The organism is Sphingopyxis sp. A083 (assembly GCF_001468495.1).
Classification (GTDB): Bacteria; Pseudomonadota; Alphaproteobacteria; order Sphingomonadales; family Sphingomonadaceae; genus Sphingopyxis; species Sphingopyxis terrae.
In genome coordinates this window covers 60,520-73,897 of sequence record NZ_LNSK01000002.1, presented here as the reverse complement: position 1 = coordinate 73,897, position 13,378 = coordinate 60,520, and the positions used below count along the sequence as shown (strand labels likewise).

Here is a 13,378-nt window from a genome sequence, read left to right as displayed (position 1 = left end):
ACGCTTGACGGTTGCGGCGGCGCGGCGCTTCGGCTTAAGCGGCGCGAAGCAAAGAGAGGATTGGACCAGCGACGATGCAGCTCAGCCCCTATGACAGCGAGCATTTTCCCGAGATTCGTGAGGGCGTGCGGCGGCTGTGCGCCGAGTTTCCGGGCGAATATTGGCGCGAACTCGACGTAAGGCGCGAATATCCCACCGCATTCGTCAAGGCGCTGACCGACGCGGGCTATCTCTCGGTGTTGATCCCCGAAGAATATGGCGGATCGGGGCTCGGCCTGTCGGCGGCGGCGGCGATCCTCGAGACGATTCAGGCCGAAGGCTGCAACGGCGGCGCCTGCCACGCGCAGATGTACATCATGGGTTCGATCCTGCGCCACGGGTCGGAAGGACAGAAGCAAGCCTATCTGCCCAAAATTGCAACCGGCGAGTTGCGTCTCCAAGCCTTCGGCGTCACCGAGCCGACGAGCGGCACCGACACGACCGCGCTGCGCACCGTCGCGGTGCGCGATGGCGACGATTATGTCGTGAACGGCCAGAAAATCTGGACGAGCCGCGCCGAGCATAGCGACCTGATGCTGCTGCTCGCGCGCACGACGCCGAAAGATCAGGCGGCGAAAAAGACCGACGGCCTTTCGACCTTCATCGTCGACATGAAAAAGGCGCTGGCCGACGGGTCGCTCACCATCCGCCCGATCCGCACGATGATGAATCATGCGACGACCGAGGTCTTCTTCGACAATATGCGCATTCCGTCCGCCAACCTGTTGGGCGAGGAAGGAAAAGGCTTCCGTTACATCCTCTCGGGCATGAACGCCGAACGGACGTTGATCGCCGCCGAATGTGTCGGCGACGCCAAATGGTTCATCCGGAAGTCCGCCGACTATGCGAACGAACGCCATGTTTTCGGCCGCGCGATCGGCCAGAACCAGGGCATCTCCTTCCCGATCGCGCGCGCCTATGCCAATATGCGCGCCGCCGAGTTGATGGTTCACGAAGCCGCCCGGCTCTACGAAGCGGGGCAGCCCAACGGCGCGGAGGCGAATATGGCCAAGATGCTCGCCGCCGACGCATCGGTGGAAGCCGGCAATGTCTGTATTCAGACCCACGGCGGCTTCGGTTTTGCCGAGGAATATGACGTCGAGCGCAAGTTCCGCGAGACGCGCCTCTATCAGGTCGCGCCGATCTCGACGAACCTCATCCTCTCCTTCCTCGCCGAGCATGTCCTCGGCATGCCGCGGTCCTATTGATGGCCGATACCCCGCCCTTCCTTCCGCGCCCGGTGCGCCGGATGGGTCTGGGGGTGGCGGGCGATGCCGACATCGAGCGCATGATCGCGGTCGAGATGCCGGTCTCGATCGAGGTTCAGGGGCTCGCCTATGCCGTCATGATGGCGACGCCCGCCGATCTCGAAGATTTCGGCGTCGGCTTCGCACTGGCCGAGGGGTTCGTTGATACGGCAGCGCAGATCGACCGGATCGACGCGCAGCCGGTTCCCGGCGGCCATGCGCTGCGGCTCTGGCTTTCCCCCGCTTGCGCTGCGCGCGCGCTCGACCGCGCCCGGACGCGCGTGAGCGAGAGCAGTTGCGGCCTGTGCGGCCTCGAAAATATCGACGCGGTGCTGCGCCCGCTGCCACCCGTGACCGCGCGCGTCACCGTGCCGCGCGCGGCGATCGCGCGCGCGCTTGCGGCGCTCCCCGAGCGGCAACCGCTCGGGCGTGCGACCGGCGCCGCCCACGCCGCCGCTTTCTGCGACCCCGATGGCGAAATTTTTCTCGTTCGCGAAGACGTCGGACGGCACAATGCGCTCGACAAGCTTGTCGGTGCGCTCGCGCGCGGCGCTACCGATCCGGCGGGCGGTTTCATCCTGCTGTCGGCGCGCTGCAGCTACGAACTGGTCGAAAAGACGGTACGCGCGGGCTGCCCGATGCTCGTCACCATCTCGGCGCCCACCAGCCTTGCCGCCGAGCGCGCCGCATCGGCCGGGCTGACGCTCGTCTCGCTGGCGCGCGCCGACAATGCCCTTATCATCTGCGACGCGCAGGGCATGATCGCATGAGGCTGCTCGGCGCGGTACTCGCCGGCGGGCAGTCGCGCCGCTTCGGCTCCGACAAGGCGCAGGCGCTCTTGGGCGGCACGACGCTCCTCGATCATGCCGTCGCGGCGCTGAACCCCCAATGCGACCGGATCGTCATCGTCGGGCGCGAAAACGGGCCCGTCGCCGCGATACCCGACCGGCCGCAGCCCGGCCTCGGCCCGCTCGGCGGCATCGCCGGGGCGCTTGCTTATGCCGCGAGCGAAGGCTTCGATGCGGTGCTGACGGTGCCGGTCGACTGTGTTCGGCTACCCGCAAATCTGCGCGATCTGCTTGCCCCGCCGCCGGCATCTCTCGCCGCGCAGCCGGTTATCGGTCTGTGGCCGGTGCAGGCGCTTCCGCTGGTCGACGCGCTCCTCGGCGAAGAGGACGACCGGTCGGTGCGCAGTTTCGCCCGCCGCATCGGTGCGCGTGCGGTCGAGAGCGATGTCGACCTGCCGAACATCAACCACCCGTCCGATCTCGATCGCTTTGCTTAGATACTGACCACCCGCACGGGGATCGACTTTGCCGCCGGGCAGCCGCTGATCGGGTCATAATAGGCGAGCGGCAGCAGCGGGTTGAGTTCGGGATAATAGCCCGCGATGGAACCTGCCGGCATCGGATAGTCGATCGCGGTCAGCCCCTCGACCCGCCGCACGATGCCGTCAGTGCTGATCGTTTCCAGCGTGATCTTCGCGCCTTCGGCCAAGCCGTGCGCCGCCATGTCCTCGGCATTCATGAACACCACCATCCGGTCGTTGTACACGCCGCGATAGCGATCATTATAGCTGTAGATCGTCGTGTTGAACTGATCGTGCGATCGCACCGTCGCGAGCCGCAGCATGCCGGGATCATCGACCGGCGCATCGACGTGCAGTCCGGGCAGCGGCAGGAAATTGGCTTTCCCGTTCGGGGTCAGCCACGCGCGGCGCCGCGGCGCGATGTCGAGATGAAAGCCTTTGGGCGCCTTGATACGCTCCCCGAAATCGGCGTAGATGGCGGGATAGACGTCGGCGATCCGGTCGCGGATGCGGGCATAGTCGTCGATATAGCTCGCCCAATCGACCTTGCTGTCGGGCAAGGCCGACATCGCCATGCGGCAGACGATCTCGACCTCCGGCAACAGATGCGCGCTCGCCGGATCGAGCACCCCGCGCGAGGCGGTGACGTTCGACATCGAATCCTCGATCGTGACGAATTGCTCGCCCGCCGCGGTTTCGATGCGTTCGGATCGCGCGATGACCGGCAAGATGAGCGCATCCTTGCCATGCACGAGATGCCCGCGGTTAAGCTTGGTCGCGATGCCGACGGTCAGGTCCAGCTTGCGCATCGCATCATAGGCGCGGTCGGTATCGGGCACCGCGCGCACGAAATTGCCGCCCAGCCCGATAAAGACCTTCGCCGTCCCCGCCATCATCGCCTCGACCGATTCGACGGTGTGATGGCCGTGCGCGCGCGGCGGCTCGAAGCCGAAGACATCGCGCACGCGATCGAGATAAGCCTCGGTCGGCTTTTCGTCGATGCCGACGGTGCGATCGCCCTGCACGTTCGAATGACCGCGGATCGGGGAGATGCCGGCGCCGGGCTTGCCGTAATTGCCCTTGAGCAGCAGCAGCGCCGCAACTTGCTGCAGCAGCCGCGATCCCAGTTGATGCTGGGTCAGCCCCATGCCGTAACAGATGATCGTGGCGTTGGAGCGGATGTAGACCTCGGCGCAGCGGCGGATCTGCTCTTCCGAAATACCCGAAACCGCGACCATCTCGGCCCAGTCCTGCGCCATGATGTCGTCGCGCAGTTCCTCGAAGCCTTCGGTGTGTTCGGCGATGAAATCATGGTCGAAGACCGTTTCGCCTGCCGCTTCGCGCTCGAACATCGTGCGCATCATGCCCTTGATCAGCGCAAGATCGCCGCCGATCTTCACATGCACGAATTCGCTGGCGATCGGCGTCGAGCCGAAGGTCGCCATCTGCGCGATGTCCTGCGGCTCGGTGAAGCGGATCAGCGCGCGTTCGGGCATCGGATTGACCGCGACAATCGGAACCCCGCGCCGCCGCGCTTCGACGAGGCAGGTCATCATGCGCGGCGCGTTGGTGCCAGGGTTCTGGCCAATCACGAAGATGGCCTCGGCATGGTCGAAATCGTCGAGGATCACCGTCCCTTTGCCCACCCCGATCGCAGGCGGCAGGCCGCGGCTCGTCGGTTCATGGCACATGTTCGAACAATCGGGAAAATTGTTGGTGCCGAACTCGCGCACGAAGATCGAATAGAGGAAAGCGGCCTCGTTCGGAGTGCGGCCGGAGGTGTAGAATTCGGCCTGGTCGGGATCGTCGAGCGCGCGCAGGTGCCGGCCGATCAGCGCAAAGGCGTCGTCCCAGCTCACCGGCACATAATGGTCGGTCGCGGCGTCATAGCGCATCGGCTCGGTGAGCCGCCCCTGCATCTCGAGCCAATAGTCCGACTGCGCCATCAGCTCGGTGACGCTGTACGCCGCGAAGAAGTCGCGCGTCACCCGGAATTTCGTCGCCTCATGCGCGAGCGCCTTGGCGCCATTTTCGCAGAATTCCAGCTTCTTGGTACAACTGGCATCGGGAAAGGCGCAGCTCGGACATTTGAAACCGCCCGGTTGGTTCATCGACAGCAGCGCGCGCGATCCCTTGGTAACGACGCTCTGTTCGAGCAGCACTTTTGCGGTGGCCGCGGCGGCGCCCCATCCGCCCGCGGGCTGCTTGTAGGGGGTGTAGCGGGGCTTGCCTTCGGCCATGATCCTATCCCGAGCGATTGGACGCGCACTATGGTCCCGCTATCACATCAATTCCAGAGCTTATCGCTCTGCGTCGGCGACCCCGCCCGCGCCGAGCGCATCGCCCAATTGGCGCAAGCCATCCCCCAGCGCTTCGATCTCCGCCGCGCTGCGCGATCCCGCGACGATCGACGCCGACAGGCAAAAGCCGGGGCGCGGCTCGGCCAGCCCCGCCGCGACCGTCACGACGCCGCGATGCGCGAAGCCCTCGTCGATGGCAAAGCCCTTCGCCGCCGCCTCGCGCACCTGCGCGGCATAGGTGTCGAAATCGAGCGCCGCCTGCCAGCGCACCGGCGCAAATCGCCGCGCAAGTTCGCGGGCATCGACGCCCTGCGCTGCCGCAAGCGCCCGGCCAGCCGCACCCCCGCCGAGCGGCTGGCGCTGTTCGTCGGCGAGGCGCAGCCGCATTCCGGCATCGCTTTCGGCATGCGCAAGCAATTGCATCCGGTCGCGCGACACCGCCGCCCACAGGCCGACCGCCGCCTCGCGACGCTGCGCAAAGCGAAGCATCAGCGGGCGGGCGCGTTCGGCGAGCGCTGCCGCGCCGCCATTGTCGCGCAGCACCTCAGCCATCTGCCAGGCCGCCGTCAGCCGGTAACGCTTGCCCGGCTCGGCGCGCTCGATCGCGCCTTCACTCGCCAGCGTCTTGAGAAGGTTGAGGCAGCTCGACGGACTGAGGCCGAGACTACGGCCGATGTCGGACAGCGTCAGCGGTCCCGCGTCGGCGAGCAGGCGCAGAATCGCGAAAGCCAGAGAAACGGAACGCACGGGGCCGGTCATGGCTCTTCTATATTTTCATATATATGAAAGAACAATTCCCAATGTTGAAATGATGCATTGCCCGCTCTATCGCGCTATCGATTGATTCGACGGGAGAGTGGCATGAGCGGTTGTCTGGACGGCAAAGTGGTCGCGATTACCGGCGCGGGACGCGGCATCGGGCGCGAACTGGCGCTCCACTGCGCCGCGCAAGGCGCAGCGGTGATCGTCAACGACCCCGGCGTCGCGCAGGCGGGCGATGGCGGCGACGCTGCCCCGGCGGAGACCACCGCGAACGACATCGTCGCTGCGGGCGGCAAGGCTGCTGCCAATTTCGGCAATGTCGCCGATCCCAAGGACGCCGCCGGCATCATCGAGGATGCGGTCGCAAAGTTCGGCCGCATCGATGCCGTCGTGAACAACGCCGGCATCCTGCGCGACACCATCTGGCACAAGATGAGCTACGAGGATTGGAAGAGCGTCATCGAGGTCAACCTCACCGGCGTCTTCAACGTCTCGAAGGCCGCGACGCCATACTTCCGCGAGCAGCAGTCGGGCAGCTTTATCCACTTCACCTCGACCAGCGGGCTTATCGGTAACATCGGACAGGCCAATTATTCCGCCGCCAAGCTCGGCGTCGTCGCGCTGTCGCAGTCGATCGCGCTCGACATGGCGCGCGTCGGGGTGCGCTCGAACTGCATCGCGCCCTTCGCGTGGAGCCGCATGACCAGTTCGATCCCGGCGACGACCCCGGCAGAGCAAGAGCGCGTCAAGCGGTTGCAGGAAATGTCGCCCGACAAGATCGCACCGCTCGTCGCCTATCTCGCCTCCGACCTGTCGAAGGATGTGACCAACCAGATCTTCAGCGTCCGCAAGAACGAGATATTGCTTTTCTCGAAGCCGCGCCCCGTGCGCTCGATGGCCAAGCTCGAAGGCTGGACCGCCGAGGCAATCGCCGACGAGCTGATCCCCGCCTTCCGCCCCGCCTTCGCGCGCGCCGACGAAGTGTCGGCGCATGTTTTCCCCTACGACCCGATCTAATATGAATCTTCCCACCCACCCGTATCCCCGAGCGAAGTCGAGGGGCTCTGCCGAGCGAAGCCGAGGCCATCACGGCACCGGCTCTCGCTTCGCTCGAACGGCCCCCTCGACTTCGCTCGGGGATACGGAAATTGGAAATGCGTTGAGGAGCCTTTCATGAGCAACCCCGGCATGGACGCGGACGTCTTCGAACAGTTCATCGAACAGCTTCAGCGCTATGTGCGCGATCGCCTTCTCCCCGCCGAGAAGGAGATCATCGAGAGCGACGCGATCCCCGACGATATCCTGTCCGAGATGCGCGACATGGGCCTCTTCGGCCTGACGATCCCCGAAGAATATGGCGGCGCGGGGATGAACGTCAGCCAATATATCAAGACGATCCACACGATCAGCTATGCGATGCCGGCCTTCCGATCGATCATCTCGATCAACATCGGCATGTTCGCCTCGGCATTGAAGAATGGCGGGACCGAGGCGCAGAAGGCCGAATGGCTGCCGCGCGTCGCGGCGGGCGAGATCGCCTGCTTCGGGCTGACCGAGCCGGGATCGGGCTCGGACTCGGCGGGGCTGCAAACCAGCGCGACGCAGACCGACAATGGCTGGGTCTTGAACGGCACCAAACGCTACATCACCAACTCGCCCTTCGCCAAGGTCGGCCTGATCATGGCGCGGACGAGCAAGGAAAATCTGCCGAAGAACGCGCATGTTTCGGCCTTCGTGGTGCCCTTCGACGCCCCCGGCATCACCATCGGCAAATCGGACAAGAAGATGGGCCAGTCGGGCAGCCATATCGCCGACGTCATCATGGAGGACGTCCGCGTCGGCGGCGAGGCGTTGCTCGGCGGCGAACTCGGCAAAGGCTTTGCCTATGCGATGATGAGCCTCGACAACGGCCGCATGTCGGTCGGCGCCGCGGCGACCGCCTACGCCCGCCGCGCACTCGACAGTGCGGTCCGCTATGCGACCGAACGCAAGGCGTTCGGCGAGCCGATCGCGAACTTCCAGCTTATCCAGCAGATGCTCGCACAGAGCGAGATCGACATCTACGCCGCCGAATGCATGATGGACGACGTCACGCGCCGCGCCGACGCGGGCGAGAATGTTCTCCGCAAGGCCGCGGCGTTCAAGGTCTTCGCCTCCGAGATGTGCGGCCGCGTCGTCGACGCCTGCGTTCAGGTCTATGGCGGCGCGGGCTATCTCGCCGAATATGACGCCGAGCGCTTCTTCCGCGATGCGCGCATCTATCGCATCTACGAAGGCACGACGCAGATCCTGCAGTTGCAGATCGCGAAGCATATGCTGCGCGAGTTTGCGGCGGCGAATTGAGGGTGGTGTTGCCCAAAACACCTCATCGTCATCCCGGCGAAGGCCGGGATCTCGCCGGTGCATTCAAACGCTACGGCGAGATCCCGGCCTTCGCCGGGATGACGGGAGTGGGGGGCGACGGAACACGCCATGTATAACCTCCTCTCCGGCCTCTCGATGATCGAAGCGTCCTCCTTCGTCGCCTCGCCCACGGCCGGGCTCTATTGCGCGCAGTTCGGCGCCGAGGTGATCCGCGTCGACCAGATCGGCGGCGGCCCCGATTTCCACCGCTGGCCGGTGACGGCCGAGAACAACTCGCTCTATTGGGAGAATCTCAATCGCGCGAAAAAGTCGGTGGCGCTCGATCTGTCCCGGCCAGAGGGGCGCGAGTTGCTGCAGCAACTGGTCCGCGCGACCGGCCAGTTCATCACCAACTTTCCGGCGGGCGGCTTCGTGTCGCACGACACGCTCGCCGAAGGCCGCCCGGACCTCATCACCGTGCGCGTGATGGGCTGGGCCGACGGCTCGCCCGCGCTCGATTATACGGTGAACAACAGCGTCGGCTATCCGATGCTGACCGGCACCGGGCCCGAGCCGGTCAACCATGTGCTCCCCGCCTGGGACCTGCTCACCGGCGCCTATGCCGCCTTCGCATTGCTCGCGGCGATCCAGCGGCGCAGCGTCAGCGGCGAAGGCGGCGAGGTCCGCATCCCCCTGTCGGACGTCGCGATTGGCACGGTCGCCAACCTCGGCGGCATCGCCGAAGTCATCTATTCGGGCGAGAACCGCCCGCGGCTCGGCAACGCGGTCTACGGCCTCTTCGGACGCGACTTCGTGACGCGCGACGGCCAGCGGACGATGATCGTCGTCGTCACGCCGCGCCAATGGGCGAACCTGATTGCGGCGCTCAATCTCGGCGACGCCATCGCGCGCATCGAAAGCGAACGCCGCATCTCCTTCGCCAAGGACGACGGCCTCCGCTTCGACCACCGCGACGTGCTCTACCCCTTGTTCGAGAAAGCTATCGCAAGTCGCGACCATGCCGACCTTGCCGCCGCCTTTGACGCGGGCGGGATCGTCCATTCGCCCTATCGCACGATGCTCGATGCGGTTCAGGACCCGGCGCTCGTCGCGAACAACCCGATCTTCGGCGCGGCGCAGAACCCCAGCGGCTTCGCCTACCCCGCCGCGGGCGCCTTCGCGACCATCCCGCAGGCGGAACGCCAACCCCCGCGCCCTGCCCCGCTCAACGGCCAGCACAGCGAAGAAGTGCTGACCTCGCGCCTTTCGCTCTCCTCGGGCGAAATTGCCCGTCTGATCGATGCCGGTATCGTCGGTGTCGGCTGAATTGCCCCACTTCCCCTTCCTGTGCCCCCGCGAAGGCGGGGGCCCATCATCCGATCCTTGCGATGCCGGCCAGCGGTTGCTGAGGGCTGAGAGGGCAGGTGATGGACCCCCGCCTTCGCGGGGGCACACGCAATTTATGTTTGGAGATTAGAAAATGACCCTTCGCCGCGCCGCCATCGTCGCCCCGATCCGCACCGCCGTCGGCAAGTTCGGCGGCTCGCTGTCCTCCATGACCGCCGGCGCCCTCGGCGCGGTCATCCTGAAGGCGCTCATGGAGCGCACCGGGATCGACCCCGCGCGGGTCGACGACGTCGTCTTTTCGCAGGGTTATGGCAATGGCGAGGCGCCAGCGATCGGCCACTGGTCGTGGCTCGCCGCGGGCCTGCCGCTCGACGTGCCGGGCTATCAGCTCGACCGCCGCTGCGGCTCGGGGCTGCAGGCGGTCGTCAACGCCGCGATGATGGTCCAGACCGGCATGTCCGACGTCGTCGTCGCGGGCGGCGTCGAATCGATGTCGAACGTCGAGCATTATTCGACCGATATCCGCAAGGGCGTGCGGGCGGGGAACCTCACCCTCCACGACCGGCTGACGCGCGGGCGGCTGATGTCGCAGCCCGTCGAACGCTTCGGCGTCATCACCGGGATGATCGAAACCGCCGAAAATCTCGCCAAGGATTATGACATCAGCCGCGAGGCGTGCGACGCCTATGCCGTTCGCAGCCATCAGCGCGCCGCCGCAGCCTGGGCGACCGGTCTGTTCGACGACGAACTGGTCCCCGTCTCGGTGCCGCAGAAAAAGGGCGATCCGGTCGTCTTCGCGCACGACGAGGGCTACCGCGCCGACGCGACGCTGGAATCGCTCGGCAAACTGAAGGCGCTCGAAGGCGGCGTCGTCACCGCGGGTAACGCCAGCCAGCAGAATGACGCCGCCGCCGCGTGCCTCGTCGTCGCCGAGGACAAGCTCGACGAACTCGGGCTGACCCCCATCGCATGGTATCACAGCTCGGCCGCAGCGGGCTGCGACCCCAGCCGCATGGGCATCGGCCCCGTCCCCGCGGTCGAACGCCTCTTCGCGCGTAACGGCCTCGGCTGGGGCGACATCGACCTTGTCGAACTCAACGAAGCCTTCGCGCCGCAGGTGCTCGCCGTGCTCAAGGGCTGGGGCTGGAGCGAGGACGACAGCCGGAATGAGATTCTCAACGTCAACGGCTCGGGCATCTCGCTCGGCCACCCGATCGGCGCGACCGGCGGGCGCATTCTGGCCAATCTGACGCGTGAACTCGTCCGCAGGAATGGCCGCTACGGTCTTGAAACCATGTGCATCGGCGGCGGCCAAGGTATCGCCGCGATCTTCGAGCGCGCGGTTTGAATGTGGCAGGGATTGACGAACAACAGGCAGCCAGCGTGAACCAAGCTCCTCCTCCTCGTCACCCCGGACTTGATCCGGGGTCCATTGCAGCGCCGATGGCATGGACCCCGGATCAAGTCCGGGGTGACGAAGACATAGGGGTCAGGCTCTGAAGATGCGCTCCGATCTGAACAACGCGCTGATCGCAGTTCAAGCCTACAGCGGCGCCGCGAAAGCCGCGCTCGCCGAGCGGCTGGCGGCCACCCCAATCGACAGCGAGCAGCGCGCGGCGCATGGCTTCGCGTGGGTCGCAACGACGGTCGCGGCGCTCGAAGCGACGCTCGACTGGCTCGACGCCGGCAACGGTACAAACCCGCTCGACGCGCAGATCGCCACCCTCGCCTTCGCCGAAAGCATCGGCCAACTCACCGGCGGCCTGCCGATGGGACAGAACGAGATTTTCCGCCCCGCCGATCTTGGCCTCGGCGCTGCGGCGCGCGTGCTCGCCGACGCCTGCGCGAACCTGCTCGACGCCGACCATGCCGCCACCCGCGCTGAGGTCGCCGCCGCGCTAGCCGAAAATCAATGGCCAAGCGAGACGCTCCACGACGCCGACCTCGACGCGATCCGCGACCAGTATCGCCGCTTCACCGACGCCGCGATCATCCCGCACGCGCATAGCTGGCACCTTGCCAATGAGCTGATCCCCGATGCGACGGTTCAGGCGATGGCTGAGCTAGGCACCTTTGGCGTCTGTATTCCCGAGGAATTTGGCGGCCTCGGCCTCGGCAAGCTCGTCATGTGCATCGTCACCGAGGAACTATCGCGCGGCTGGATCGGTACCGGTTCGCTCGGCACCCGGTCCGAGATCGCGGGCGAATTGATCGTTCATGGCGGCACCGATGCGCAAAAGGCCGAATGGCTGCCCCGGATCGCCAGCGGCGAAATCCTGCCGACCGCGGTGTTCACCGAGCCCGACGTCGGCTCCGACCTCGGCGCACTCCAAACGAAGGCCCGCCGCGAGGGCGACCATTGGGTCATCGACGGCGCCAAAAACTGGATCACCCACGCCGCGCGCTCAGACCTGATGACGTTGCTCGCGCGCACCCTGCCCGACGCCAAGGGCTATGCGGGCCTCTCGATGCTGCTTGTCCCCAAGCCGCGCGGAACCGAGGCCGATCCCTTCCCCGCCGCCGGCATGACCGGCAGCGAGATCGAAGTGCTCGGCTATCGCGGGATGCGCGAATATGCGCTGCAATTCGACGCCATGACCGCACCTGCCGATGCGCTGCTCGGCGGCGAGGAAGGCCAAGGCTTCAAGCAGCTCATGCGCACCTTCGAGGGCGCGCGCATCCAGACCGCCGCGCGCGCGGTCGGCGTCGCGCGCCGCGCGCTCGAACTCGGGCTCGACTATGCGCGCACCCGCAAGCAGTTCGGCAAGGCGATCGTCCATTTCCCGCGTGTTTCGGACAAGCTGGCGATGAGCCTCGTCGACTTCGTGATGGCGCGCGAACTCAGCTACGCCGCCGCGCGGGCCAAGGATAGCGGCAAACGCTGTGACATCGAAGCCGGTATGGCAAAGCTGCTCGGCGCGCGCGCCGCCTGGGCGAACGCCGACGCCGCGCTGCAAATCCACGGCGGCAACGGCTATGCGCTCGAATATGAGATCAGCCGGGTGCTCTGCGATGCCCGCATCCTCAACATCTTCGAGGGCGCGGCGGAGATTCAGGCGCAGGTGATCGCGCGCGGGCTGACCGGAGGACGCAATTGATGAAGGATTGGAGCGCCTGGATCGGCCGCGAAGATATCCGCCACGATCATGTCGAGCCCGGCGCGGTCAAACGCTGGCTCGCGACGCTCGACCGCGCCGCGCCCGCCGACGACAGCGTGCCGCAAGCCTATCACTGGTGCCTCTGCCTCCCCGACGCGCCGACCGCGATCCTCGGCGCCGACGGCCATCCGGTACGCGAGGACAGCGACGACAGCTTCCTGCCCCCCATCCCCCTCCCGCGCCGCATGTGGGCCGCAAGCAAGGTCGAATTCCTCAATCCCCTGCGCCCCGGCCAGACGGTAATGCGCAGCTCGCGCGTCGCCGCGATCACCGAAAAGCAGGGCGGCACCGGCACACTCGTCTTTGCCGAGGTCGCGCACGAAACGCATGGCGACGGCGAACTCGCGGTGCGCGAGACCCAGACCATCGTTTTCCGCGAACCCGCGCCCGCCGGCGCCCCACCAGCCCCGCCGCCGGGCGAGGGCCGCTTCGATCCCGCGGGCTGGGACGCGCACCGGATGCTTGTGCCGTCGGAGGCGCTGCTGTTCCGCTACTCGGCGCTGACTTTCAACAGCCACCGCATCCACTACGACCTGCCTTATACGACCGAAGAAGAGGGATACCGCGGCCTCGTCGTCCACGGCCCGCTCACCGCAACGCTGCTTCTCGACCTCGCGGCGCGGCACTTCGGCGACAACGCCCTCACCCGCTTCGATTTCCGCGGCACGTCTCCGGCGATCTGCGGCGAAGAATTGCATCTGGCGCTGCGCGGCGACGATGATGCCATCGTCCTTGGTGCCTTCGCGAGCGACGGACGACAGGTGATGGCCGCGAGCGCCACCCGCTAACTCAGGCGCGGCGCCCCCGGCCTCCCGCCCTATCTCCCGCAACCTTTGTCGCGCGATAATCGCGTTTCGGCGCAGCGCAGGCGCG

The 13,378-nt window shown here is 66.3% G+C and carries 11 protein-coding genes; 9 read left to right on the top strand and 2 right to left on the bottom strand.

The genetic code is table 11. The features are described from left to right. Positions 1 to 74: 74 nt before the first annotated feature. Genes ATE59_RS04515 through mobA form a run of 3 tightly spaced genes read left to right on the top strand, consistent with a single transcriptional unit; the run spans position 75 to position 2,571 of the window. Positions 75 to 1,247, top strand: a complete 1,173-nt coding sequence (locus ATE59_RS04515; RefSeq protein ID WP_058811357.1) for an acyl-CoA dehydrogenase family protein — start codon at positions 75 to 77, stop codon at positions 1,245 to 1,247. After that, the gene (gene fdhD, locus ATE59_RS04510) at positions 1,247 to 2,056 is read left to right on the top strand and encodes a formate dehydrogenase accessory sulfurtransferase FdhD (protein WP_058811356.1); all 810 of its coding nucleotides are present in this window, start codon (positions 1,247 to 1,249) and stop codon (positions 2,054 to 2,056) included. The genes ATE59_RS04515 and fdhD overlap by 1 nt, the downstream gene beginning before the upstream one ends. Beyond that, the gene (gene mobA, locus ATE59_RS04505) at positions 2,053 to 2,571 is read left to right on the top strand and encodes a molybdenum cofactor guanylyltransferase (RefSeq protein ID WP_058811355.1); all 519 of its coding nucleotides are present in this window, start codon (positions 2,053 to 2,055) and stop codon (positions 2,569 to 2,571) included. Before fdhD ends, mobA begins: the two co-directional genes overlap by 4 nt. Here the strand turns inward: mobA and ATE59_RS04500 are convergent. After that, positions 2,568 to 4,835, bottom strand: coding sequence for an FdhF/YdeP family oxidoreductase (locus ATE59_RS04500; RefSeq protein ID WP_058811354.1), 2,268 nt, complete (start codon positions 4,833 to 4,835; stop codon positions 2,568 to 2,570). The genes mobA and ATE59_RS04500 overlap by 4 nt on opposite strands. A 60-nt stretch (positions 4,836 to 4,895) precedes the next feature. Then, positions 4,896 to 5,654, bottom strand: coding sequence for a helix-turn-helix domain-containing protein (locus ATE59_RS04495; protein ID WP_058811353.1), 759 nt, complete (start codon positions 5,652 to 5,654; stop codon positions 4,896 to 4,898). A gap of 102 nt (positions 5,655 to 5,756) precedes the next feature. On the opposite strand from ATE59_RS04495, the gene ATE59_RS04490 reads away from it, so the two are divergent. From ATE59_RS04490 to ATE59_RS04465, 6 genes are all read left to right on the top strand, one after another. Beyond that, positions 5,757 to 6,674, top strand: coding sequence for an SDR family NAD(P)-dependent oxidoreductase (locus ATE59_RS04490; protein ID WP_058811352.1), 918 nt, complete (start codon positions 5,757 to 5,759; stop codon positions 6,672 to 6,674). Between the two features lie 156 nt (positions 6,675 to 6,830). Then, positions 6,831 to 8,000, top strand: coding sequence for an acyl-CoA dehydrogenase family protein (locus ATE59_RS04485; protein WP_058811351.1), 1,170 nt, complete (start codon positions 6,831 to 6,833; stop codon positions 7,998 to 8,000). Between the two features lie 129 nt (positions 8,001 to 8,129). Further along, positions 8,130 to 9,326, top strand: coding sequence for a CoA transferase (locus ATE59_RS04480; RefSeq protein ID WP_058811350.1), 1,197 nt, complete (start codon positions 8,130 to 8,132; stop codon positions 9,324 to 9,326). Between the two features lie 154 nt (positions 9,327 to 9,480). After that, entirely contained in the window at positions 9,481 to 10,695 is a 1,215-nt protein-coding gene (locus ATE59_RS04475; protein ID WP_058811349.1) for an acetyl-CoA C-acetyltransferase, read from the top strand. Positions 10,696 to 10,849: 154 nt separating this feature from the next. After that, the gene (locus ATE59_RS04470; RefSeq protein WP_058811348.1) at positions 10,850 to 12,445 is read left to right on the top strand and encodes an acyl-CoA dehydrogenase family protein; all 1,596 of its coding nucleotides are present in this window, start codon (positions 10,850 to 10,852) and stop codon (positions 12,443 to 12,445) included. Further along, a complete protein-coding gene (locus tag ATE59_RS04465; protein ID WP_058811347.1) occupies positions 12,445 to 13,293 on the top strand; it encodes an FAS1-like dehydratase domain-containing protein in 849 nt (282 codons plus the stop codon). Before ATE59_RS04470 ends, ATE59_RS04465 begins: the two co-directional genes overlap by 1 nt. Positions 13,294 to 13,378 lie beyond the last annotated feature (85 nt).

Excerpts from the sequence above, each read along its gene's own strand:
- ATE59_RS04475 (WP_058811349.1), top strand. The coding sequence starts at position 9,481 with ATGACCCTTCGCCGCGCCGCCATCGTCGCCCCGATCCGCACCGCCGTC.
- ATE59_RS04500 (WP_058811354.1), bottom strand. The coding sequence starts at position 4,835 with ATGGCCGAAGGCAAGCCCCGCTACACCCCCTACAAGCAGCCCGCGGGC.
- ATE59_RS04485 (WP_058811351.1), top strand. The coding sequence starts at position 6,831 with ATGAGCAACCCCGGCATGGACGCGGACGTCTTCGAACAGTTCATCGAA.
- mobA (WP_058811355.1), top strand. The coding sequence starts at position 2,053 with ATGAGGCTGCTCGGCGCGGTACTCGCCGGCGGGCAGTCGCGCCGCTTC.
- ATE59_RS04470 (WP_058811348.1), top strand. The coding sequence starts at position 10,850 with ATGCGCTCCGATCTGAACAACGCGCTGATCGCAGTTCAAGCCTACAGC.
- ATE59_RS04515 (WP_058811357.1), top strand. The coding sequence starts at position 75 with ATGCAGCTCAGCCCCTATGACAGCGAGCATTTTCCCGAGATTCGTGAG.
- ATE59_RS04480 (WP_058811350.1), top strand. The coding sequence starts at position 8,130 with ATGTATAACCTCCTCTCCGGCCTCTCGATGATCGAAGCGTCCTCCTTC.
- fdhD (WP_058811356.1), top strand. The coding sequence starts at position 1,247 with ATGGCCGATACCCCGCCCTTCCTTCCGCGCCCGGTGCGCCGGATGGGT.
- ATE59_RS04465 (WP_058811347.1), top strand. The coding sequence starts at position 12,445 with ATGAAGGATTGGAGCGCCTGGATCGGCCGCGAAGATATCCGCCACGAT.
- ATE59_RS04490 (WP_058811352.1), top strand. The coding sequence starts at position 5,757 with ATGAGCGGTTGTCTGGACGGCAAAGTGGTCGCGATTACCGGCGCGGGA.
- ATE59_RS04495 (WP_058811353.1), bottom strand. The coding sequence starts at position 5,654 with ATGACCGGCCCCGTGCGTTCCGTTTCTCTGGCTTTCGCGATTCTGCGC.